The sequence below is a fragment of the Pseudomonas sp. NS1(2017) genome (assembly GCF_002269425.1).
Taxonomy (GTDB): domain Bacteria; phylum Pseudomonadota; class Gammaproteobacteria; order Pseudomonadales; family Pseudomonadaceae; genus Aquipseudomonas; species Aquipseudomonas reactans.
This window is the reverse complement of the sequence record NZ_CP022960.1, coordinates 1,035,481-1,056,772: the sequence shown is the minus strand read 5'-3', so window position 1 is coordinate 1,056,772 and position 21,292 is coordinate 1,035,481. Positions and strand designations below refer to the sequence as shown.

Below are 21,292 nucleotides of genomic sequence, written 5' to 3'. Positions count from 1 at the left end.
GCGTACTCTCTGATTTGACGCGGTGTCCTGGCGTTTTTCGCGAGCAAGCTCGCTCCTACAGTGCTTAGCGCAGCGCCAGTACGGCGGCCCATTGCTCGGGCGTGACGGCCATCACCGAAAGGCGGCTGCCTTTTTGCACCAAAGGCAGTTCGGCGAGGGCGGTTTGCTGTTTCAGGTAGCCCAGGCCCAGCACCTTGGGGAAGGTCTGGACGTGGGCGACGTTGATCGCGCTCCACGGATTTTTTTCCGGAGTGGCCTTGGCGTCGAAGTAGTGGCTATCGGGCTCCAGCGCGGTGGGGTCCGGGTAGGCCGCCTCGACGATTTTGCCGATGCCGGCAATGCCCGGCTCCGGGCAACTGGAGTGGTAGAAGAAAAATTGGTCACCCACCGCCATGGCACGCAGGAAGTTGCGCGCCTGGTAGTTGCGAACCCCATCCCAGCGCGCTTCGCCGAGCTTTTCCAGGCCTTTGATGGAGAGTTCGTCGGGCTCGGATTTCATCAGCCAATAGGCCATTTTGGGGCTCCTGAAATAAGCAGTGGGCAAGTTGTCAGGCAATTTGATGACAAACCGACAGTCGGTTGGCGTCAAGGTTTGCGTGTTGGTTCACGTTACCGCAGAATGCCGGCTTTTAAAGCTTGACGCAGCTGCAACGGACTACTTTGGAACGTTGTTGTCATCGTGTACGAGGTGCCTGCAGGGGGGCAATCGATGCAACGTAAACCGGATTTACTATGGATTTTGGTGATTTTGTTTGGTCTGGGCGTCGTGACCACCGGGTATGCCCAAAGCTTATGGTCGAACAAGACCGATGCTCCCGTTGAACTGGCTCAGCAGCAGCCGCAACCGTTCAAACGCTGACTCTTCTTTCAAGGCGCCGCTGATTCCAGTGGCGTCTTCGCAATGTACCAATGCTTATCGGTGACGGTGCCCGCCAACGGCACATCCCAGCTTGCCTGTGCCAATCGATCGACCTTCTGGCATTCATGGGCCAGGCCCAGCAGCGTCGGCTTGCGCCAGCTTTGACGGCGCGCCAGGTAGGCCAGGCTGCGATCGTAGAACCCGCCGCCCATGCCCAGGCGCCCACCGGCATCATCGAACCCCACCAACGGCAGCAGCACCAGGTCCAGCGCCCAGACTTTGCGTTGGCGGCTGATGTTCACCCGTGGCTCCAGGATGCGAAAACGATTGGGCAGCAGCTTTTCCCCAGGCCGGACACGCTGGAACACCATCTTGGTTCGCGGCCAGGCACTGAGCACCGGCAGGTAAGTGGCCTTGCCCCGGCGCTGTGCGGCGCGCAGCAGCAGGCGCGGATCGATTTCACCGTCCGTCGGTAGATACAAAGAGATATGTTTGGCCCGGCGAAACAGCGGGTGCTGTGCCAGTTGCCGATACAGGCCCTGGGCGGCCTTGCGCTGCTCGCTTGGCGTGAGGGCGCGGCGGGCTTTACGCAACATGCGTCGAAGTTGCGGACGGGAAAGCGGCGCAGGTTCGGTCATGGTTTTCGGCTCATAAAACAATGCCAGTCCGAGGACTGGCATTGAGTTTGGGAATTCAGGCTCCCCGACAGAGCCGCTGTCGACTTAGCCCTTGAACCCGAAAGTTCAAGGTGGAAGATGCAGTAGGCTTTAAGGCTTTCCGTCTAGCGGACATGCACACCAGCCCAACGTGCAACTTCCAGGGTAGTGCGAATCGGCTCAGGGACATCGCCGACTGGCAAACACGCCAGGGAGTGGGGCGAGTATACCTTAAACAGTCGCGGCAATCAGCCCTTGGGTGCGTCTGAATCGCTGGAAAGCACCAGATCGACACGCTCCAGCAGGTCACGCACCTGCTCACGCGTCGAGCCGCTGGCCTGCACGTCAGGGCGCTCCTGCTTATGCAGCAAATCGTGGGTAATGTTCAGCGCGGCCATTACGGCGATGCGGTCGGCGCCGATCACTTTGCCGCTGCTGCGGATTTCACGCATCTTGCCATCCAGGTAGCGGGCGGCGCTCACCAGGTTGTTGCGCTCTTCCTGGGGGCAGATGATCGAATATTCTTTGTCGAGGATCTGCACGGTGACGCTATTGCTTGAACTCATGAGTCTTGCTCCAGGGCCTTCAGGCGCGAAATCATCGATTCGACCTTACGCCGGGCGATTTCGTTTTTTTCAATGAGGTGAGCGCGTTCCTCGCGCCAGGTCTTTTCCTGAGCTAATAGGAGTCCGTTTTGGCTCTTTAGTTGCTCGACCCGGGTAATTAGCAATTCGAGTCTGGCCATCAGCGCTTGCAGGTCGGTGTCTTCCATTGGGTTCCACTGGATTTGTCTGATGAATGGCAACTGCAGGATAAACGATCTGACGCCCTTGATAGTCTTGGTACGTCTGCCGGTGCTAGGATACAGCGCTCCATTCTAGACATTGCGCCGTCTGGCGCCTAGCTCACCATGCCTATTCAGAACTCCCCGTACGACGCTTTTTCCAAACTGCTGAGCACCAGCGGCCATCCCTGCTCGCCTGCCGAACTGCACGGTGTGTTGCTGGGCCGCAGCTGCACTGGCGTTGGCTTTGATGCCGACAACTGGCTGGCTGACGTGGCCGAGCTGCTGGAAACCGAACCGACCGACAACGTGCGTAACGCGCTGATCGGCCTGCAAGAGATGGTCAAGGGCGAGCTGACCGGTGATGACGTCACCGTGGTCCTGCTGCTGCCGACCGACGACGCACCGCTCGCCGAGCGCGCCGCTGCCCTGGGCCAATGGTGCCAAGGCTTCCTCCACGGTTTCGGCGTGAACGCCGGCGGCCTGGAACTGAGCACCGACGCCAAGGAAGTGTTGCAGGACCTGGCGGCGATCTCCCAGGTGCAAGACGCCCTGGAAGAGTCCGAAGACGGCGAAGGCGACTACATGGAAGTCATGGAATACCTGCGCGTCGCGCCGCTGCTGCTGTTCACCGAGACCAAGAAGTCCGCTGAACCTGCTTCGCCCAAGCCGTCGCTGCACTAAGAAAGGAAGCCCATCTGCCCATGATCCATATCCCCCGAGCGGAATACACCCGACGCCGCAAGGCGCTCATGGCGCAGATGGAACCCAACAGCATCGCGATCCTGCCGGCCGCTGCCGTGGCGATCCGCAACCGCGATGTCGAACACGTGTACCGCCAGGACAGCGACTTCCAGTACCTGAGCGGTTTCCCCGAGCCGGAGGCGGTGATCGTGCTGATGCCCGGTCGTCAACACGGCGAGTACGTGCTGTTCTGCCGCGAGCGCAATGCTGAACGCGAACTGTGGGACGGCCTGCGCGCCGGCACCGAAGGCGCGATCCGCGACTTTGGCGCCGACGACGCGTTCCCCATCACCGATATCGACGACATCCTGCCCGGCCTCATCGAAGGTCGCGACCGGGTGTACTCGGCCATGGGCAGCAATGCCGAGTTCGACCGGCACCTGATGGAATGGATCAACGTGATCCGCTCCAAGGCCCACCTGGGCGCCCAGCCACCGAACGAATTCGTTGCCCTGGATCATCTGCTCCACGACATGCGCCTGTATAAATCGGCGGCAGAAGTGAAGGTGATGCGCGAGGCGGCGCGAATCTCCTGCGCCGCCCACGTGAAGGCGATGCAGGCCAGCCGCGCCGGTCTTTATGAGTTCAGCCTGGAAGCCGAGCTGGATTATGAATTCCGCAAAGGCGGCGCGAAAATGCCGGCCTACGGCTCCATCGTCGCCGCCGGGCGCAACAGCTGCATCCTGCATTACCAGCAGAATGACGCGGTGCTCAAGGACGGTGACCTGGTGCTGATCGACGCTGGCTGCGAGATCGACTGCTACGCCAGCGACATCACCCGCACCTGGCCGGTCAATGGCAGGTTTTCGCCGGAACAGAAGGCGATCTACGAAATTGTGCTGGCGTCCCAAGAAGCCGCGTTTGCCGAGATCGCCCCGGACAAGCATTGGAACCAGGCGCATGAGGCCACCGTGCAGGTGATCACTGCCGGATTGGTGAAGCTGGGGTTGTTGCAGGGTGACGTTGACGAGCTGATCGCCAGCGAAGCCTATAAAGCCTTCTACATGCACCGCGCTGGCCACTGGCTGGGCATGGATGTGCATGACGTGGGCGAGTACAAAGTGGGCGGTGAATGGCGGGTGCTGGAAGTCGGCATGGCGCTGACCGTAGAGCCGGGCATTTATATTTCGCCGGACAACCCGAATGTGGCAAAGAAATGGCGTGGCATTGGCGTACGCATCGAGGACGACGTGGTAGTGACCAAGCAAGGCTGTGAAATCCTGACCGGTGGCGTGCCCAAGACCGTCGCTGAAATTGAAGCGTTGATGGCGGCTGCCCGATGAGCCGGGTCAACCTGGCAATCATTGGCGGCGGCCTGGTCGGCGCGAGCCTGGCGCTGGCGTTGCAGGCCGGGGCCAAGGCGCGGGGCTGGAAGATCGTGCTGATCGAACCCTTCGCGCCGGGCGACAGCTACCAGCCGAGCTACGATGCGCGTTCTTCGGCGCTCTCCTACGGCGCCCGGCAGATTTATCAGCGCCTGGGCCTGTGGCAGGAAATTTCGCGCCGCGCCGAGCCGATCAAGCAGATCCATGTGTCTGATCGCGGTCGTTTCTCCACCGCGCGTTTGTCCGCGATGGAGGAGGGCGTGCCGGCCCTCGGCTACGTGGTGGAAAACGCCTGGCTGGGCCAATGCCTGTGGCAAGGCCTGGACAAAGACGTGGTCAGTTGGCGCTGCCCGGCCGAAGTCACGCGCATGGAACCGCTGCCCGATGGCTATCGCCTGACGCTCAACGATGAAACCGTGCTGGAGTGCGACCTCGCCGTACTGGCTGACGGTGGCCGTTCCGGCTTGCGCGAGCAATTGGGCATCGGCGTGAAAACGCGCCCATACAACCAGAGCGCGTTGATCGCCAACATCACTCCAAGCGAATCTCATAACGGCGAAGCCTTCGAACGTTTCACCGACGAAGGCCCGATGGCCTTGTTGCCGCTGCCGGACAACCGCTGCGCATTGGTGTGGACGCGCATTGGGATGGACGCCCAGCGCCTGGCCAATCTCGATGAGCGCAGCTTCTTGAGTGAATTGCAGGGCGTGTTCGGCTACCGCCTGGGTACGCTTAAGCAAGTGGGCGCCCGTCATCTGTACCCGCTGACATTGGTGGAAGCCGAGGAGCAAGTACGCTCGCACTTGGCGATTCTCGGCAATGCCGCTCACAGCTTGCACCCGATTGCCGGGCAGGGTTTCAACCTGTCCCTGCGCGACGCGAATGCGCTGGCCGAGGCCTTGCTGGCGGGACCGCAGGTGCCGGGTGACCTGGCCACCTTGCAGGCTTATCGCGAGCGCCAGCGCCTCGACCAGAAACTCACCGTGGGCTTCTCCGACCAGGTCACGCGCCTGTTCGGCAGCGCCCAACCGCTGGTCGCCCTGGGCCGCAACATGGGCCTGCTGGGCCTGGACTTGCTGCCGCCGGCCAAGCGCTGGTTCGCCCGTCAGGCCATGGGCCTGGGTACCCGTCCCGATGCGTAACTGGTTGATTGAGCGCCTGGGCAAGGCGCGGTTATTGCGCTGGTTCCTGAGCCTGTACCCGCCGTACCTCGGCGCGGGTGTGCGGGTGCAAGAACTGAGCGCGGACTTCCGGCATGTCAAAGTGCGCATGGGCCTGGGCTGGTATAACCGCAACTACGTCGGCACGCAGTTTGGCGGCAGCCTGTATTCGATGGTCGACCCGTTCTACATGCTGCTGTTGATGGAAAACCTGGGCCGCGACTACATCGTGTGGGATAAGGCGGCGAGTATCGATTTCATTTCGCCGGGCAAAGGCCCGGTGTATGCCGAGTTTTCCATCGATGATGCCTTGCTCGATGAGATCCGCCGGCAGACCGAAGGGGGCGAGAAGTACTTGCCCCACCTCAAGGTCCAGATTCATGACGGCTCCGGCACTCTGGTGGCGCGAGTCGACAAAACCCTTTACGTGCGGCGCAAGCCGCCAGCGAGACAGGCTTAAAGCATGGACATGCGCGCAGATGTGCTGATTGTCGGGGCCGGAATGGTCGGAAGCGCCCTGGCGCTGGCGTTGCAGGGCAGTGGCCTGCAGGTGCTGCTGCTCGACGGCAGCCCGCTGAGCGTCAAGCCGTTCGACCGCGAGGCCGCATTCGAACCGCGCGTGAGCGCCTTGTCGGCCGCCAGCCAGCGCATCCTTGAACGCCTGGGCGTATGGGACGGCATCGTGTCGCGCCGCGCCAGCCCTTATGGTGAGATGCAGGTGTGGGACGGCAGCGGCACCGGGCAGATTCACTTTTCGGCCGCCAGCGTGCATGCCGAGGTGCTTGGGCATATCGTCGAGAACCGCGTGGTGCAGGATGCGCTGCTGGACCGTCTGCATGACTGCGACCTGGGCCTATTGGCCAATGCGCGCCTGGAACAGATGCGCCGTTCCGGCGATGACTGGCTGCTGACCCTGGCTGACGGCCGCACGTTGCGCGCGCCGCTGGTGGTGGCTGCCGATGGCGCCAACTCCGCCGTGCGCCGCCTGACCGGCACCGCCACCCGTGAATGGGATTACCTGCATAACGCCATCGTCACCAGCGTGCGCAGCAGCCAACCGCACCAGCGCACCGCGTGGCAGCGCTTTACCGACACCGGCCCGCTGGCATTCTTACCGTTGGTGCGGGACGGGCAGGAAGATTGGTGTTCGATCGTTTGGTCGACCACGCCCGCCGAGTCTGAGCGCTTGATGGCGCTGGATGATGAAAGCTTCTGTCGTGAGCTGGAGCGCGCCTTCGAAGGGCGGCTCGGCACGGTGCTGAGCGCCGACCCGCGCGTCTGCGTGCCACTGCGCCAGCGTCACGCCAAGCGCTATGTGGCCGAAGGCCTGGCGTTGATTGGCGACGCGGCGCACGTCATCCATCCCTTGGCGGGGCAGGGTGTGAACCTGGGTTTCCTGGATGCGGCGACATTGGCTGAAGTCTTGTTGTCGGCCACCGAGCGCGGCGAGCGCCTGGCCGATGTGAAAGTGCTGAGCCGCTACGAGCGTCGACGCATGCCGCACAACCTGGCATTGATGGCGGCAATGGAAGGGTTTGAGCGATTGTTCCAGGCCGATCAACTGCCGCTGCGCTGGTTGCGTAATGCCGGATTGAAGATGGTCGACCAGATGCCCGAAGCCAAGGCTGTGTTTGTGCGCCAGGCGCTGGGGCTGAGCGGGGATCTGCCGGAGCTGGCCAAGCCCTGAAGCGGTTGTGCAACATCTGGTAACGCCTCCACCGAGCGCTACCAAATGTGAGTCCTTATCATTTGCCCTCTTTTTGCAAATGAGAGACCGCACCCATGTTGGCACCCAAGCGCCTCCTGACTGCCCTGGCACTCACCCTGATCGGCAGCACCACCGTGCAGGCCGCCGACGAAGTGGTGGTCTACTCCTCGCGCATCGACGAACTGATCAAACCGGTGTTCGACGCCTACACCAAGAAAACCGGCGTGCAGGTGAAGTTCATCACCGACAAGGAAGCCCCGCTGATGCAGCGCATCAAGGCCGAGGGCGAAAACGCCACCGCCGACCTGCTGCTCACCGTCGATGCCGGCAACCTCTGGCAGGCTGAGCAAATGGGCATCCTGCAACCGTTCACCTCCTCGGTGATCGACAAGAATATCCCCCTGCAATACCGTTCTTCCAAACACACTTGGACTGGCCTGAGCCTGCGCGCGCGGACCATCGCCTATTCCACCGACCGGGTAAAACCGGGCGACCTCACCACCTACGAAGCCCTGGCCGACAAGCAGTGGGAAGGCCGCCTATGCCTGCGCACGGCGAAAAAGGTCTACAACCAGTCACTGACCGCCACCCTGATCGAAACCCATGGCGCGGCCAAGACCGAGGAAATCGTCAAAGGTTGGGTGAACAACCTCTCTACCGATGTGTTCTCCGATGACATCGCTGTGCTTGAAGCCATCAACGCCGGGCAATGCGACGTGGGCATCGTCAACACCTACTACTACGGCCGCCTGCACAAACAGAAGCCAGATCTGGCGGTAAAACTGTTCTGGCCGAACCAGGGCGACCGTGGCGTGCACGTGAACCTGTCGGGCATCGGCCTGACCCAACACGCACCGCACCCAGAAGCCGCCAAGGCACTGGTGGAGTGGATGACCACGCCTGAGGCGCAGAAGATCTTTGCCGACGTGAACCAGGAATTCCCGGCCAACCCAGCGGTACCGCCGTCGGCGGAAGTGGCAACCTGGGGCAAGTTCGTGGCGGACACCTTGCCGGTTGAAGTGGCGGGCAAGCGCCAAGCCGAGGCGATCCGGTTGATGGATCGGGCTGGCTGGAACTAAGTACACTCTGTAGGACACCGCAGTCCTAAATGTGGGAGCGGGCTTGCTCGCGAATGCGTCGTGTCAGTCGATACGTATGTGACTGATACACCGCCTTCGCGAGCAAGCCCGCTCCCACATTTGGAGTGTGGTGACGCCCAGATATTCATTTACTGAGAACTGACTTTGGCCCACCCCGCCCAACGCCGCTGGTACCTGCCGGTCTTCACCGTCGCTGCCCTGGTGCTGCTGCCGCTGAGCGTGCTGTTGCTGTCCTGGCAAAGCATCGACGCACAAATCTGGTCGCACCTCTGGGAAACCCAGATGCCACGTCTGCTGGGCAATACCCTGACCCTGGTGTTGGGTGTCGGCGTCGGCGTGACCCTGCTGGGCGTGAGCCTGGCCTGGCTGACCAGCCTTTGTGAATTCCCGGGTCGGCGCTGGCTCGATTGGGCGCTGATGTTGCCGTTCGCCATTCCAGCATACGTCCTGGCTTTTGTGTTTGTCGGCCTGCTGGACTTCTCAGGTCCGGTGCAAACCCTGCTGCGCGAGTGGTTCGGCATGGGCTTGAGGCTGCCACGGGTGCGCTCCACCAGCGGTGTGATCATCGTGTTGGTGCTGGTGTTCTATCCCTACGTTTATCTGCTGGCGCGCACCGCGTTCCTGGCCCAGGGCAAAGGCCTGATGGAAGCGGCACGGGTGTTGGGGCAATCGCCGTGGCGAGCGTTCTGGCACGTGGCCCTGCCCATGGCGCGGCCGGCGATTGGTGCCGGGGTGGCCCTGGCATTGATGGAAACCCTGGCGGATTTCGGCGCGGTCTCGGTGTTCAACTTCGATACGTTTACGACAGCCATCTACAAGACCTGGTACGGCTTTTTCAGCCTCTCCAGCGCCGCCCAGTTGGCCAGCCTGTTGCTGCTGGTAGTGATGCTGGTGCTGTATGGCGAGCGGCGCGCACGGGGCGCCAGCCGACCGAGCAACGAGCGGCCACGGGGCAAGGCGCTGTATCACTTGCGCGGGTTCAAGGCGGCAGCGGCCACTGGCTGGTGCGGGTTGGTGTTCGCCTGCGCTTTTGTCATCCCGATGCTGCAACTGGTCGCCTGGTTCTGGCAGCGCGGTCGCTTCGATCTGGATGAGCGCTACTCCGGCTTGATAGTTCACACGCTTTATCTGGGCGGGATCGCCGCCTTGATCACGGTCAGTGTGGCGTTGGTGCTGGCCTTCGCCAACCGCCTGGCGCCGACCCGTGCTATCCGCTCCGGTATCAGCCTGGCCAACGTCGGCTATGCCTTGCCGGGTTCGGTGCTGGCGGTGTCGATCATGTTGGCGTTCAGCTATCTGGACCGGGAGTTGGTGGTGCCACTCTCCGGTTGGCTCGGCGGGGCGGGCAAGCCATTGCTGTTGGGCGGCCTGTCGGCGCTGGTGCTGGCGTATCTGGTGCGATTCCTGGCGGTGGCCTATGGGCCGCTGGAAAACAGCCTGGCGCGCATCCGGCCCTCGTTGCCAGAGGCAGCGCGCAGCCTTGGTGTCAGCGGCCCACGACTGTTTTGCAAAGTGTATCTGCCGTTGCTGCTGCCGGGGACCTTGAGCGCAGCGCTGCTAGTGTTCGTCGATGTGCTCAAGGAAATGCCCGCGACCCTGCTGATGCGCCCGTTCGGCTGGGACACGCTGGCGGTGCGGATCTTTGAGATGACCAGTGAAGGCGAATGGGCACGGGCTTCTTTGCCCGCGTTGACACTGGTGCTGGTCGGCCTGTTGCCGGTGATCGGGCTGATTCGACGCTCAGCCCGGCAAATCGGTTAGGTGCCAGTCCTACAGCTTGCGGCTACAATGCGCGGCATTCGGTGCGCTTCGTCTTTCGGAGCGGGTCGCTGGACGTGGCTGCGGGCCTTGTAATTCAAGGTGTTCGGCGCGAACAGTAGCTCCGCGCACCTTCGCCACGCCCGGAAGGAGAAACCCATGGGACAGCGTACGCCTCTGTATGACCTGCATCTCGCCCTCGGCGCGAAAATGGTCGATTTTGGCGGTTGGGATATGCCTCTGCACTACGGCTCGCAAGTTGAAGAACACCATCAGGTGCGACGCGACTGCGGGGTGTTCGATGTATCTCATATGACCGTGATCGATGTCACCGGCCCCCAGGCCAAGGAATGGCTCCAGTACCTGCTGGCCAATGATGTCGAACGCCTGCACGGCTGCGGCCGTGCGTTGTACAGCGCCATGCTCAACGAAAAGGGCGGCGTGGTGGACGACATGATCGTCTACCGCACCGAGTCCGCTTATCGGCTGGTGGTGAATGCCGCCACCCGCGACCAGGACATGGCCTGGATGCACGCACAACTGGGCAATTACCAGGTGCAACTGCATGAGCGCCCTGAGTTGGCCATGCTCGCCATCCAAGGCCCCCACGCCCGGCAGAAGATTGCCGAGCTGGTGACCCAGTCTCGCAGCACGCTGATTCACCAGCTCAAGCCTTTCGAAGGCCAGGCCGACGGCGATTGGTTTATCGCCCGCACGGGTTACACCGGCGAAGATGGCCTGGAGATTGTCCTGCCGGCCGATCAGGCACCGGGCTTTTTCAACGACCTGGTAGGTGCTGGTATTTCCCCCATCGGCCTTGGCGCCCGCGATACCTTGCGCCTGGAAGCGGGCATGAACCTCTACGGTCAGGACATCCATCAGGATGTTTCGCCGTTGGCGTCGAACATGGCCTGGAGCATTGCCTGGGAGCCGGTCGAGCGCAATTTCATCGGCCGCGCCGCGCTGGAAGCGGAAAAAACGGCGGGTGTGCAGTTCAAACTGGTCGGGCTGGTACTGGAAGAGCGCGGGGTTTTACGTGCCCACCAGGTGGTTCGTATCGCCAATATTGGCGAAGGGGAGATCACCAGTGGTAGTTTCTCTCCTACGCTGAGCAAATCCATTGCCCTGGCGCGAGTACCGACGGCAACTGCTGATCGGGCCGAAGTGGAAATCCGCGGCAAGTGGTACCCGGTTCGAGTGGTCAAACCGACCTTCGTGCGCCATGGCAAAACCTTGATCTAACCTATTTCTGGCAGGCCAATGGCCGCTGACATTACTTCTTGAGGACACAGATTATGAGCGATATCCCTGCCGACCTGCGTTTTGCCGAAAGCCACGAATGGGCACGCCTGGAAGCTGACGGCACCGTGACCGTCGGTATTTCCGACCATGCTCAGGAAGCGTTGGGTGATGTGGTGTTTGTTGAGTTGGCCGAAGTGGGCGCGCAGTTCGACGCTGCTGGCCAAGCGGGTGTGGTTGAGTCGGTGAAGGCCGCCTCGGACATCTACGCTCCGGTTGCAGGCGAAGTGATTGCCGTCAATGAAGAGCTGAGCGGTAGCCCTGAGCTGCTGAACTCCGACCCGTACGGCGCGTGGATCTTCAAGCTCAAGCCGAACAACCCGGCTGATCTGGAAAAACTGCTGGATGCTGCTGGCTACAAAGCCGCCATCGGCGAGTGATCCTGTTGCGGGAGCCGGTTATCCGGCTCCCGCAATGTGCTTTCAGCGCTGTAGAACCGCCTTCACTGCCGCTACCGACCGCTCCACATCCGCCTCCGTCATCGCCGTGAACATCGGCAACGACACGATCAAACGACCGACCTTTTCTGCTACCGGGAACATACCTTCCTTGAAGCCCTGTGCCCGATAAAGACTCAGCAGGTGAATCGGCGGGTAGTGATAGCCAATGCCGACGCCGTGGGCCTGCATCTGCTCCATGAAGGTGGCGCGGGCCGGCAGGCCGTCCTGGCGCTCTGGCAGCACCAGTTGGAACAGGTGCCAGTTGCTGTTTTCGAAGTCGGCCGGTGGCAGTTGTGCGCCGTACTGCTCTTCAAAATCACTGCCAAAGCATTTGAAATAGTGCCGCGCCAGGTTCTGGCGATGCACGGTGATCTTCTCGATATGGGCAAACTGCCCCAGGCCAATGGCGGCGGCGATGTCGGTCATATTGAACTTGCCGCCCAGCACATCTACATCCAAGCCATCGAAGCCGGTGCGGGTCACGCCTTGCAGGCGATACTTCTCCGCCAGACGCGCTTCCTCGGCGTTGTTCAACACCAGGCAACCGCCCTCGGAAGAGGTAATGTTCTTGTTGGCCTGGAAGCTGAACGACACGAAATCACCGGTGGCGCCGATGCGCTCGCCATCCCAGCTCGATCCCAGTGCCTGGGCCGCGTCTTCGACGATGCGCAGGTTGTACTTGTTCGCCAGTGCGTACAGCATCGGCATGTCCAGGGGCAGGCCGGCCAGGTAAACCGGGATGATCGCCTTGGTGCGCGGGGTAATCGCGGCTTCCACCTGAGCCAGGTCGATGTTGCGGGTGACCGGGTCGATATCGGCAAACACCGGCGTGGCGCCGACTTCCAGGATCACGTTGGCCGTGGCCACCCAGGAGATCGGCGTGGTGATGACTTCATCACCCGGCCCGATACCGGCAATGCGCAAGGCAATCTCCATGGTGCAGGTGCCCGAGTTGAAGGTGCGCACCGGCCGGCCGCCAAAGTATTCCGACAACTGAGCTTCGAATGCCTGCACTTTCGGCCCGCTGGTGATCCAGCCAGAGCGCAGCACATCGCCGACCGCCGAGATGGTGGCTTCATCAATGGTGGGTTTGGAGAACGGCAGAAAGGGCTGTTGGCTCATGACGACGAAGGCATCCGTTTCAGATTGGCGATGAGTAGGCGAGGTATCAGTACCGGCATGGTTGCACGGCTTGACTGAATATAGCCTGTCGTCTGTGAATGAATCGTCGCCGTCCGGGTAAAAAAATGCCGCTTCAACTGCGGCATTCTCTACCGGGCTTTAGAAGGTGTAGCGCGCTTCCAGGAACACATTTTGTTCCTTGAGTTTGCCCTTGAGCTGCTCATCCCGCGCGTTCACCCGGTTTGCGAAGGTGTTGTAGCCGGTTTCAATATCGCCCATGGCGATGTAACGATAACCAGCCCCCAGTGTGATTTGCTCACTGACCTTGGCTTCCAGCCCCATGCCTACACTGTAGGCAAAGTTGTGTTGGCGATTATTGGCAAAGCGACGGGTCTCGTTGGTTTGATAGCCTTCGGCTTCAATGCGAGCGACACCCACTCCGGCCATACCGTAAAACGACAACCACTGGTTTATAGGGATGTCTTTATAGCCATTGAGCATCAAGCGTTGGCTCTGGACATGCAGGCTGTTGACGTTGGCATTGAAGGGGGCCCAGTAGGATTTGAATGTCGAGTTGTTCGGCATTGTGTATTCCCCCTCCATGCGCCAGCCATTCTCAAAGGCATAACCAGCGGCGAAAGAGGCCACGAATGACTTGCTGCTATCCGGCGCGTCCACCCGTTCAGTCACACGAGGGCTGGTGAGCAGTGAGCTGGAGAGGTTCTGGCGAGCGTTGTTGAATTTGGCTGATCCGTACCAGCTTTCTGCTTGGACGTAGGCGGTAGCAAAGACAGAAAGCAGCAGTGCGTAGGCAATCTTGTGCATGGGCAGTGATTCGCTTTATTTAAAAAGGAATCCTTAGCTTGTTGCCTGGCAGGATGAGGCTCGACAGGACTTCTCTTTGGTTAGCTGTGAAAGCAGGAATGCTTACGTAGTGCTTAGCGGCGATGAGCGTAGGAATTGAAGACAAAAAAATACCGCTGTTTAAAGCGGCATTTTTTATCGAGCCCGAGTTATTCGGTAACGGCGTTTTTCGCGAGGATGGCGTTGGCCAACTCCATGTCCGTGGCTTGCAGGCCAGGGTTGTCGGCGCGGACTTTCTGCATGGCGGCTTCCAGGTACGGGCCACGGATGCCGCCGTCGCTGGCAACAAAGCTGCCTGCGTCGTCTTGTGCGGCGACCACCAATTTGTGGTCCTTGAAGGTCAGGTACGTCGAGCCGGTGGTGGCACCCGACGAGATGACATTGCGCCAGAAACTGTCGGCCATGGCTGAACCGACTGGGAGGGAAAGCACAGCAAGGGTTGCGACAGCATATTTGAGACGCATGATGGGTGACTCCGGGTGGGTTATCTGTACTTTATGATTGTAGTTAACCCAACCGAGTTCCATCACTGACTAAACAGTTTCAACCCTTAACACCACACCCTCCTGGCCAACCACCCGGACTTGAGCGCCTACGGGGCTGTCTGGACCCGTCACCATCCACACGCCGTCACCGACTTTTACCTTGCCCCGGCCATCCACAATCGCTTGATGCACCATGAAGGTGCGGCCGATCAGTTCCGAACCGCGTTCGTTGAGGCCCGGCTGGTCGCTGGCTTTAGCACTGCTGCGCTGGCGCTTCCACCAATACACGGCTGTCAGGATCGATAACACGGCAAACAACAGAAGTTGCCACTCCAGGCCCAGAGGCGGTATTAGAAACTTGATCACGCCTACGGCCGCCGCGGCGATGCCCATCCACAGCAGGTAACCACCGGCGCCGAATACTTCAAGAATCAACAGGACCGTACCCAGCGCCAGCCAATCCCAAAACGACAGATGCTGCAGGAAATCCCACATGGCGCTGGCCTCAGCCTTTCTTGTTGTCGAACGTTGCCTTGACGATTTCGCCGATACCGCCGACCGCACCGATCACCTGGCTGGCTTCCAGCGGCATCAGGATGACCTTGCTGTTGTTGGCCGATGCCAGCTTGCCCAGTGCATCGATGTATTTCTGCGCGACAAAGTAGTTGACCGCCTGCACGTTGCCCGACGCAATCGCTTCCGACACCACCTGGGTCGCGCGGGCTTCAGCTTCGGCCTGACGCTCACGGGCTTCGGACTCAAGGAATGCCGCCTGTCGGCTACCTTCGGCCTCCAGGATCTGCGCCTGCTTCTTGCCTTCGGCGGTCAGGATTGCCGACGCTCGCAGGCCTTCAGCCTCAAGGATTTGCGCACGCTTGATCCGTTCGGCTTTCATCTGGCCCGACATGGCGGCCATCAGGTCGGCAGGCGGGCTGATGTCCTTGATCTCGATACGGGTGATCTTGATGCCCCATGGCGCCGTGGCTTCATCCACGGTCTTCAGCAGTTTTTCGTTGATGCCGTCACGCTGGCTGAGCATGGCATCCAGTTCCATGGAACCGAGCACGGTACGGATGTTGGTTTGCAACAGGTTGCGGATGGCGTGTTCGAGGTTGTTGACCTCGTAGGCGGCCTGGGCAGTGTTGACCACCTGGAAGAAGCACACGGCGTCGATCTGCACGGTGGCGTTATCAGCGGTGATGACTTCCTGGGGCGGGATATCCAGCACGCTTTCCATCACGTTGATCTTGCGACCGATGCGGTCCATGACCGGGATGATGATGTTCAGGCCAGGTTTGAGGGTGTTTGTGTAGCGGCCGAAACGCTCGACTGTCCACTGGTAACCCTGGGGGACGACCTTGAAGCCCATGAGCAGGATGGCGATGGCCAAACCCACGAAAAGAAGCAGTACGGTTCCGATCTGCATAGCGATTCCCTATCTGAATGTGTCAGTGAAACGACGTTGGGCCGATTGTAACGGTGTTGTCACCGATAAGAACGGTTTCACTGCTTATCAAACAAAGGATTTGTTACGGAATCCCCAGGCGTTACTCGCAATACCTCCGCCATCGTGGTCAGTCCCGCTTCGACCTTTCGCATCCCGGCCATGCGCAGGCCGCACATGCCTTGGGCAATGGCCGCCTGGCGCAAGGCCTGCACATCGGCACCGGGTGTGATCAGGGTTTTGAGTGTTTCATTCAGCACCATGATTTCGTAAACACCGGCTCGCCCCCGATAACCGCTGTTTCGACATTCAACACACCCGGTAGCCTCGTGGACGTCGCCCACCGCGTGCTTGCAGTGAGGGCACAACATCCGCACCAACCGTTGCGCCATCACACCCAACAAGGTTGCTTTGATCAGATAATGAGCAATGCCCAGCTCCTGCAAACGGCTGATGGCGCTGGGTGCGTCGTTGGTATGCAGCGTCGACAGCACCAGATGTCCGGTCAGCGCGGCCTGGATCGCCATCTCGGCGGTCTCCTTGTCGCGGATCTCGCCGATCATGATGATGTCCGGGTCCTGGCGCAGCAGGGCGCGGATGCCGCTGGCGAAGGTCAGGTCGATGTTGTGCTGCACCTGCATTTGGTTGAACGCAGGCTCGACCATCTCGACGGGGTCTTCCACCGTGCACAGGTTGACCTCCCGGGTCGCCAGTTGCCTGAGCGTGGTGTAAAGGGTGCTGGTTTTGCCTGAACCGGTCGGGCCGGTTACCAGGATGATGCCGTGGGTCTGGCTCGTCATGGATTGCCAGCGTTGCTGGTCATCAGCCGACAAACCCAGCTGGTCAAAGCCCTTGAGCAGGACCTGCGGGTCGAAAATCCGCATCACCAGCTTTTCGCCAAACGCCGTGGGCAAGGTGGACAGACGCAGCTCAACTTCCGCGCCCGTCGGGCTTTTGGTCTTGACCCGTCCGTCCTGGGGCCTGCGTTTTTCTGCCACGTTCATGCGGCCCAGACTTTTCAGGCGGCTGACCACGGCCATCGTCACTTGGGGCGGAAACTGGTAGACGTCGTGCAGTAACCCATCGATGCGAAAGCGCACACGCCCTTGTTCACGGCAGGGCTCGATATGGATATCACTGGCCCGCTGGGCGAACGCGTACTGCAGCAGCCAATCGACGATATTGACGATATGCGCGTCGTTGGCATCCGGCTCCTGATCACTGGCACCGAGGTTAAGCAGGTCGACATTGCCAGGCGCAGTGATCTTTTGATCGGCACCGCTGACGGATTGCGCCAGCCGGTAGAACTCACCGATGCAGCGTGTAATGTCCTGGGGATTGGCAACCACGCGCCTGATCGAGCGCTTGAGCACCTGCGAAAGCCCTGCCTCCCAGCTGGTGACATGGGGCTGGGCACTGGCGACGGTGACGGAGTGCGCGTCCACCGCTACCGCGAGAATGGCGTGGCGTTGGGCGAAGGCGTGGGACATCAACGGCACCACCGTCGCCACGTCGATCTTCAACGGGTCGATACGCAGGTAAGGTTGGCCGGCTTGTTGGGCGAGCCATTCGGTCAGGGTTTCCAGGCATGGGCCTTGGGCTGCGATGCTCTCTAGAGGATGCTGGGTGTTGCTGGCCGGCAGCGCCGACAATCGTTGGGCGAGTTCAGGCGTGATCAGCCGCCCTTCGACCAAAGCCGGCAACAGCTGATGCAGTTCCAATCGTTGATCAACCGGCATGAAGGTTTTCCTGGGTGGCAGTGGGTGTAAATCCCAGGCTAGCCAGCCGATGAGTATCTGCCTCCCAGCGTGTATTGCAGGCTTTTACTGGGCGACCGCCACCACCGCTTGAGGCCCCACGGAGTCAGCCGACCACATATCCAGCGTGCACACGCTGATCAGGTTTCGAATCTTTTCACCGATCACCTGTGCCCGGTGCCAGCTCAGGCCGTCCATCACGATGTCGAGGTTCAGCAGGTCACCTTCCCGGTTCACCATGACCTGTCGCGGCGTGAGGCATTGCAGCGCGAAATAGTTGAGGACCCGGCATAAAACATCAGGCTCCGCCTCTGCGACGATCCGGTAGTGCGCCTGGCAATGAACGCTGGTGACGGCCCACGCATCGACGCGGGTAACAGGGTGGGTGGTTTCAACAGCGTGCATGGGAAAGCTCCAGATTCGAATGTAGAAATTTTTACATTCGCCAACGGAGATTTCTTATCTAAGATGAGCCTGTTTCAGGATTAATCGAATTGAACAATTCAAGATAAGCATCATTAAAGGTATTTATATGCACAGCGAGTTGGACGCCTACGACCGCCGTATCCTGGCCCTGCTGCAAGAGGACGCCTCGCTGTCCAGCGCGCAGATCGCCGAGCAGGTCGGCTTATCCCAGTCACCGTGCTGGCGGCGTATTCAACGCCTCAAGGAAGAGGGGGTAATTCGCGGCCAGGTGACGTTACTGGACCGCAAGAAGATCGGCCTCAACACGCAGATCTTTGCCGAGGTCAAACTCAACGCCCACGGCCGCTCCAACTTCACTGAGTTCACCGACGCGATTCGCGGGTTTCCGGAAGTGCTGGAGTGTTATGTGCTGATGGGGGCGGTGGATTTTCTGTTGCGCATCGTCACCTCCGACATCGAGGCGTACGAGCGGTTTTTCTTCGAGAAGTTGTCGATGGTGCCTGGGATTCAGGAGGTCAATTCGATTGTGGCGTTGTCGGAGATCAAGTCCACCACCAGCCTGCCAGTGTTGCGCTGACAGGCTGGAGGTAACGATTTTACAGACGCAGCAGCGTCTTCCACGCACGGTTCTGGTACACCGCAATCGCCTGATGCATCCGCGCATCCAGCGACTCATCGGTGATCGGCTGGTTGGCCAGTTGCGCCAACTTGTTCAGCTCGCCGTACAGACGGTCCAGTTCCGGGATGTCGACCACATGACGCGCATGGTGCAGCCAGGCCTGGATGCGTTCGATGCGCGGCAGTTGCTCGGCCAGGTCTTCCGGCTGTTGCTGGTAGCGCGGCAGTTGCAGGGCGACGGCGTCTTCGGCCAGCAGGCGTGGCAGCCAGTTGGTGATTTGTGCAGCGCCCTGGCGGTTGCCACGCACGTTGCGGTCGGCGGTCCAGGTCCGGGCCAGCAGCCAGCGTGAAGCGTTCAGTGAGAACAGGCCCCAGCGCACGTCTTCCAGTTCTTCGATGAACTGTTCCGGCGCGGCTTTGCGGATGTCTTCGTCGTCGTCACCGGCCTGCACCAGTGGGCGCCAGTCTTCCAGCAGGGCATCCAGTGCGCTGCGCAGTTCGCTGGTGGATTGACGTGGTGCAGCCTGGCCGAGGCTGCCGACCAGGGCGCGCAGTTCGCCGAGGTTGTCGACCCAGTCTTGCAGCAGGCGCCAGTGGCCATTGAAGCGGTATTGCTCGGCCAGGCGCTGGCTGCTGCCCAGCAGGTGCCACATGATCGCGGCGAAGGCATCGTCCAATGGCATTTCAGCGTGGATCTGCGGCGCCGGCAGGCTCAGGGAATAGCTGCTGGCGTCGTACAGGCGGTAGCCGCGCTCGGCCTTGCTGATATCGCACGGCATCAGGGCCAATGTGGCGGCCAGTTCGGCAGCCAACTCAAGCAGGGCCGCCGGTTCGCCTTCGCGCAGTTCCAGCTCCAGCTCGCAGATTTCTTCTTTCTGCTTGCCAACCACCACGTGGCCCAGGTCCAGGGCGGCTTCGATGACCACCTTGGCCTTGCCACGGCCCCAGGCGATTTCGGCGCGTTCACGCACGAAGTCGGTGGTGAAGATCGGCTTGAGGGTTTTTTTATCCAGCTCGGCCAGTTGCTCGGGCCAGCATTCGCCGTCGAGTTTTTTCACGTCGAGCTTGGCTTTGGGCAATTCCCAATTGTATTCGTTACGTTCCGACAAGCCGGCGACGCTCTGGCCACGGGTCTTGAGGGTCTGGATGATGTCGTCACCGTCCTTGCGCAGGCGCAGGGCGACTTTGGCCTGGGCCAGGTCGCGCTCGGGGGTGTCGAAATACTGGTTCATCAACTCACGGCGTTCCCAGCCACTTTTGTTGCGTTTTTTCAGCAGCGGGTGCTCACGCAGCGCGGCGAGGGTCTCGCGGCTGACGCGAAGCTTGATTTCAGTTTCTTTTTGCATGGCCGGTACATCCAGGATCGGGAGCGCAGCCGGGGAAAAGAGTGGCTGCCAAGGTCGTGCAGTGTACAGGACTGAGCCCGGCAACGTGCCGCAACGGTTTATTGTGTCGTGCAGATGGCTCTATAGTGGGGCTCATCCGGGAAGTCGAGAGGCCGCGCATGCCATTACCGTCCATGAAAGAGCAGTTCGCCGCGCTGATTGCTGCGCCTTCGGTCAGTTGCACCCAGGCCTCTCTCGACCAGACCAACCGCCCGGTGATCGACTTGCTCGCCAGTTGGCTGGGCGACCTGGGTTTTGCCATCGACATCCAACAAGTCAGCCCCGGCAAGTTCAACCTCCTGGCCAGTTACGGCAGCGGCCCCGGCGGGCTGGTGCTGGCGGGCCATAGCGATACCGTTCCCTATGACGCCGCGCTGTGGAAGACCGATCCGCTCAAGCTGACGGAAGTCGATGGCCGCTGGGTAGGATTGGGCAGTTGCGACATGAAAGGCTTTTTCGCCCTGGCCATCGAGGCGGTGCTGCCGTTGTTGGATCAGCCGTTCAAGCAGCCGCTGCTGATTCTCGCCACCTGTGATGAAGAAAGCTCCATGTCCGGCGCCCGTGCACTGGCCGAGGCGGGGCGCCCGTTGGGCCGCGCAGCGGTGATTGGCGAGCCGACCGGGCTCAAGCCGATCCGCCTGCACAAAGGCGTAATGATGGAGCGCATCGACATCCTTGGCCAAAGCGGCCATTCGTCGGATCCCAGCCTGGGCCACAGCGCCCTCGAGGCCATGCACGACGCTATTGGCGAACTGCGTGGCCTACGCCTGGCCTGGCAGCGCGAATACCGCAACCCGCAGTTCAGCGTGCCGCAGCCGACCCTTAACTTCGGCTGTATCCATGGCGGCGACAACCCCAACCGTATCTGCGGCCAGTGTTCCCTGGAGTTCGACCTGCGCCCTCTGCCCGGCATGGACCCGCAAGTGCTGCGCGATGCCATCCGGCAAAAGCTCGTGCCCTTGGCTGAACGCCATCAGGTCAAGATCGATTACGCGCCGCTGTTCCCCGAAGTGCCGCCTTTCGAGCAGCCCGAAGATGCCGAACTGGTGCGGGTCGCGGAACGATTGACCGGCCATCGTGCCGAAGCAGTAGCGTTCGGCACCGAAGCGCCTTATCTTCAGCGCCTTGGGTGTGAAACCCTGGTGCTCGGCCCTGGCGATATCGCCTGCGCCCACCAACCGGGCGAGTACCTCGAAATGTCACGCTTGACGCCTACAGTGCGTCTATTGCGGGAACTGATCGAACATTACTGCCTGAAGCCTGCATAAATTAACCCCAACCTGTTCGTACATAGAAAGGAGAGTGAGCGTGTCGCCAAGCCTGTTCCGACGATAACCATCAGCCCGCTGTGCGCTTTC

24 protein-coding genes and 1 other RNA gene are annotated in these 21,292 nt (G+C 60.9%); 12 read left to right on the top strand and 13 right to left on the bottom strand.

Annotated features, from left to right (window positions below; translation table 11 throughout):
• Window positions 1-64: 64 nt before the first annotated feature.
• Window positions 65-514, bottom strand: coding sequence for an EVE domain-containing protein (locus CI807_RS05145; protein ID WP_095013945.1), 450 nt, complete (start codon window positions 512-514; stop codon window positions 65-67).
• Between the two features lie 195 nt (window positions 515-709).
• Between CI807_RS05145 and CI807_RS31405 the strand changes: the two genes are divergently transcribed.
• Complete coding sequence (locus tag CI807_RS31405; protein ID WP_010207387.1) at window positions 710-859, top strand: hypothetical protein; 150 nt, start codon at window positions 710-712, stop codon at window positions 857-859.
• A gap of 8 nt (window positions 860-867) precedes the next feature.
• Here CI807_RS31405 and CI807_RS05135 read toward each other — a convergent pair whose 3' ends face one another.
• From CI807_RS05135 to CI807_RS05120, 4 genes are all read right to left on the bottom strand, one after another.
• The gene (locus CI807_RS05135) at window positions 868-1,497 is read right to left on the bottom strand and encodes a 5-formyltetrahydrofolate cyclo-ligase (protein ID WP_095017501.1); all 630 of its coding nucleotides are present in this window, start codon (window positions 1,495-1,497) and stop codon (window positions 868-870) included.
• A 57-nt stretch (window positions 1,498-1,554) separates the two neighbouring features.
• Window positions 1,555-1,733: non-coding RNA, 6S RNA (ssrS, locus tag CI807_RS05130), on the bottom strand.
• Between the two features lie 30 nt (window positions 1,734-1,763).
• On the bottom strand, window positions 1,764-2,081 hold the full coding sequence (locus CI807_RS05125; protein WP_003176812.1) for a cell division protein ZapA: 318 nt from the start codon (window positions 2,079-2,081) through the stop codon (window positions 1,764-1,766).
• Window positions 2,078-2,287: a TIGR02449 family protein gene (locus CI807_RS05120; RefSeq protein ID WP_007982902.1), complete on the bottom strand. Its 210-nt coding sequence runs from the start codon at window positions 2,285-2,287 to the stop codon at window positions 2,078-2,080. Before CI807_RS05120 ends, CI807_RS05125 begins: the two co-directional genes overlap by 4 nt.
• 138 nt (window positions 2,288-2,425) lie before the next feature.
• On the opposite strand from CI807_RS05120, the gene CI807_RS05115 reads away from it, so the two are divergent.
• The 9 genes from CI807_RS05115 (at window position 2,426) to gcvH (ending at window position 11,773) form a co-directional block, all read left to right on the top strand.
• Window positions 2,426-2,983 carry a YecA family protein gene (locus CI807_RS05115; protein ID WP_095013944.1) on the top strand — a complete coding sequence of 186 codons (558 nt, stop codon included), beginning with the start codon at window positions 2,426-2,428 and terminating at the stop codon, window positions 2,981-2,983.
• 20 nt (window positions 2,984-3,003) lie between these two features.
• The gene (pepP, locus tag CI807_RS05110) at window positions 3,004-4,326 is read left to right on the top strand and encodes a Xaa-Pro aminopeptidase (protein ID WP_095013943.1); all 1,323 of its coding nucleotides are present in this window, start codon (window positions 3,004-3,006) and stop codon (window positions 4,324-4,326) included.
• On the top strand, window positions 4,323-5,510 hold the full coding sequence (gene ubiH, locus CI807_RS05105) for a 2-octaprenyl-6-methoxyphenyl hydroxylase (RefSeq protein WP_095013942.1): 1,188 nt from the start codon (window positions 4,323-4,325) through the stop codon (window positions 5,508-5,510). Before pepP ends, ubiH begins: the two co-directional genes overlap by 4 nt.
• Window positions 5,503-5,988 (top strand): DUF4442 domain-containing protein, encoded by a 486-nt coding sequence (locus tag CI807_RS05100; protein WP_016978971.1) that lies wholly within the window; start codon window positions 5,503-5,505, stop codon window positions 5,986-5,988. Before ubiH ends, CI807_RS05100 begins: the two co-directional genes overlap by 8 nt.
• A 9-nt stretch (window positions 5,989-5,997) precedes the next feature.
• On the top strand, window positions 5,998-7,215 hold the full coding sequence (locus tag CI807_RS05095; RefSeq protein ID WP_177409618.1) for a 2-octaprenyl-3-methyl-6-methoxy-1,4-benzoquinol hydroxylase: 1,218 nt from the start codon (window positions 5,998-6,000) through the stop codon (window positions 7,213-7,215).
• Window positions 7,216-7,310: 95 nt separating this feature from the next.
• Window positions 7,311-8,315, top strand: coding sequence for an extracellular solute-binding protein (locus tag CI807_RS05090; RefSeq protein WP_095013940.1), 1,005 nt, complete (start codon window positions 7,311-7,313; stop codon window positions 8,313-8,315).
• A 165-nt stretch (window positions 8,316-8,480) separates the two neighbouring features.
• Window positions 8,481-10,097, top strand: a complete 1,617-nt coding sequence (locus CI807_RS05085) for an iron ABC transporter permease (RefSeq protein WP_095013939.1) — start codon at window positions 8,481-8,483, stop codon at window positions 10,095-10,097.
• A gap of 156 nt (window positions 10,098-10,253) precedes the next feature.
• Entirely contained in the window at window positions 10,254-11,336 is a 1,083-nt protein-coding gene (gcvT, locus tag CI807_RS05080; RefSeq protein WP_095013938.1) for a glycine cleavage system aminomethyltransferase GcvT, read from the top strand.
• A 53-nt stretch (window positions 11,337-11,389) separates the two neighbouring features.
• Window positions 11,390-11,773, top strand: a complete 384-nt coding sequence (gene gcvH, locus CI807_RS05075; RefSeq protein WP_095013937.1) for a glycine cleavage system protein GcvH — start codon at window positions 11,390-11,392, stop codon at window positions 11,771-11,773.
• 42 nt (window positions 11,774-11,815) lie between these two features.
• Here the strand turns inward: gcvH and CI807_RS05070 are convergent, their stop codons facing one another.
• From CI807_RS05070 to CI807_RS05040, 7 genes are all read right to left on the bottom strand, one after another.
• Window positions 11,816-12,955 (bottom strand): DegT/DnrJ/EryC1/StrS aminotransferase family protein, encoded by a 1,140-nt coding sequence (locus CI807_RS05070; protein ID WP_095013936.1) that lies wholly within the window; start codon window positions 12,953-12,955, stop codon window positions 11,816-11,818.
• A 159-nt stretch (window positions 12,956-13,114) separates the two neighbouring features.
• On the bottom strand, window positions 13,115-13,780 hold the full coding sequence (locus CI807_RS05065) for an outer membrane protein (protein WP_095013935.1): 666 nt from the start codon (window positions 13,778-13,780) through the stop codon (window positions 13,115-13,117).
• A 188-nt stretch (window positions 13,781-13,968) separates the two neighbouring features.
• Entirely contained in the window at window positions 13,969-14,283 is a 315-nt protein-coding gene (locus tag CI807_RS05060; RefSeq protein WP_003176799.1) for a DUF2388 domain-containing protein, read from the bottom strand.
• A 69-nt stretch (window positions 14,284-14,352) separates the two neighbouring features.
• Complete coding sequence (locus tag CI807_RS05055; protein ID WP_095013934.1) at window positions 14,353-14,799, bottom strand: NfeD family protein; 447 nt, start codon at window positions 14,797-14,799, stop codon at window positions 14,353-14,355.
• A 10-nt stretch (window positions 14,800-14,809) separates the two neighbouring features.
• A complete protein-coding gene (locus CI807_RS05050; RefSeq protein WP_095013933.1) occupies window positions 14,810-15,730 on the bottom strand; it encodes an SPFH domain-containing protein in 921 nt (306 codons plus the stop codon).
• 77 nt (window positions 15,731-15,807) lie between these two features.
• Complete coding sequence (locus CI807_RS05045; RefSeq protein WP_095013932.1) at window positions 15,808-17,487, bottom strand: GspE/PulE family protein; 1,680 nt, start codon at window positions 17,485-17,487, stop codon at window positions 15,808-15,810.
• Window positions 17,488-17,571: 84 nt separating this feature from the next.
• Window positions 17,572-17,910, bottom strand: coding sequence for a hypothetical protein (locus CI807_RS05040; protein WP_095013931.1), 339 nt, complete (start codon window positions 17,908-17,910; stop codon window positions 17,572-17,574).
• A 127-nt stretch (window positions 17,911-18,037) separates the two neighbouring features.
• On the opposite strand from CI807_RS05040, the gene CI807_RS05035 reads away from it, so the two are divergent.
• The gene (locus CI807_RS05035; RefSeq protein ID WP_010207358.1) at window positions 18,038-18,508 is read left to right on the top strand and encodes an Lrp/AsnC family transcriptional regulator; all 471 of its coding nucleotides are present in this window, start codon (window positions 18,038-18,040) and stop codon (window positions 18,506-18,508) included.
• A 19-nt stretch (window positions 18,509-18,527) separates the two neighbouring features.
• Here CI807_RS05035 and CI807_RS05030 read toward each other — a convergent pair whose 3' ends face one another.
• Window positions 18,528-19,895, bottom strand: coding sequence for an inorganic triphosphatase (locus CI807_RS05030; protein ID WP_095013930.1), 1,368 nt, complete (start codon window positions 19,893-19,895; stop codon window positions 18,528-18,530).
• A gap of 158 nt (window positions 19,896-20,053) precedes the next feature.
• On the opposite strand from CI807_RS05030, the gene argE reads away from it, so the two are divergent.
• Entirely contained in the window at window positions 20,054-21,202 is a 1,149-nt protein-coding gene (gene argE / locus CI807_RS05025) for an acetylornithine deacetylase (protein WP_033897557.1), read from the top strand.
• The last annotated feature ends 90 nt before the right edge of the window (window positions 21,203-21,292 follow it).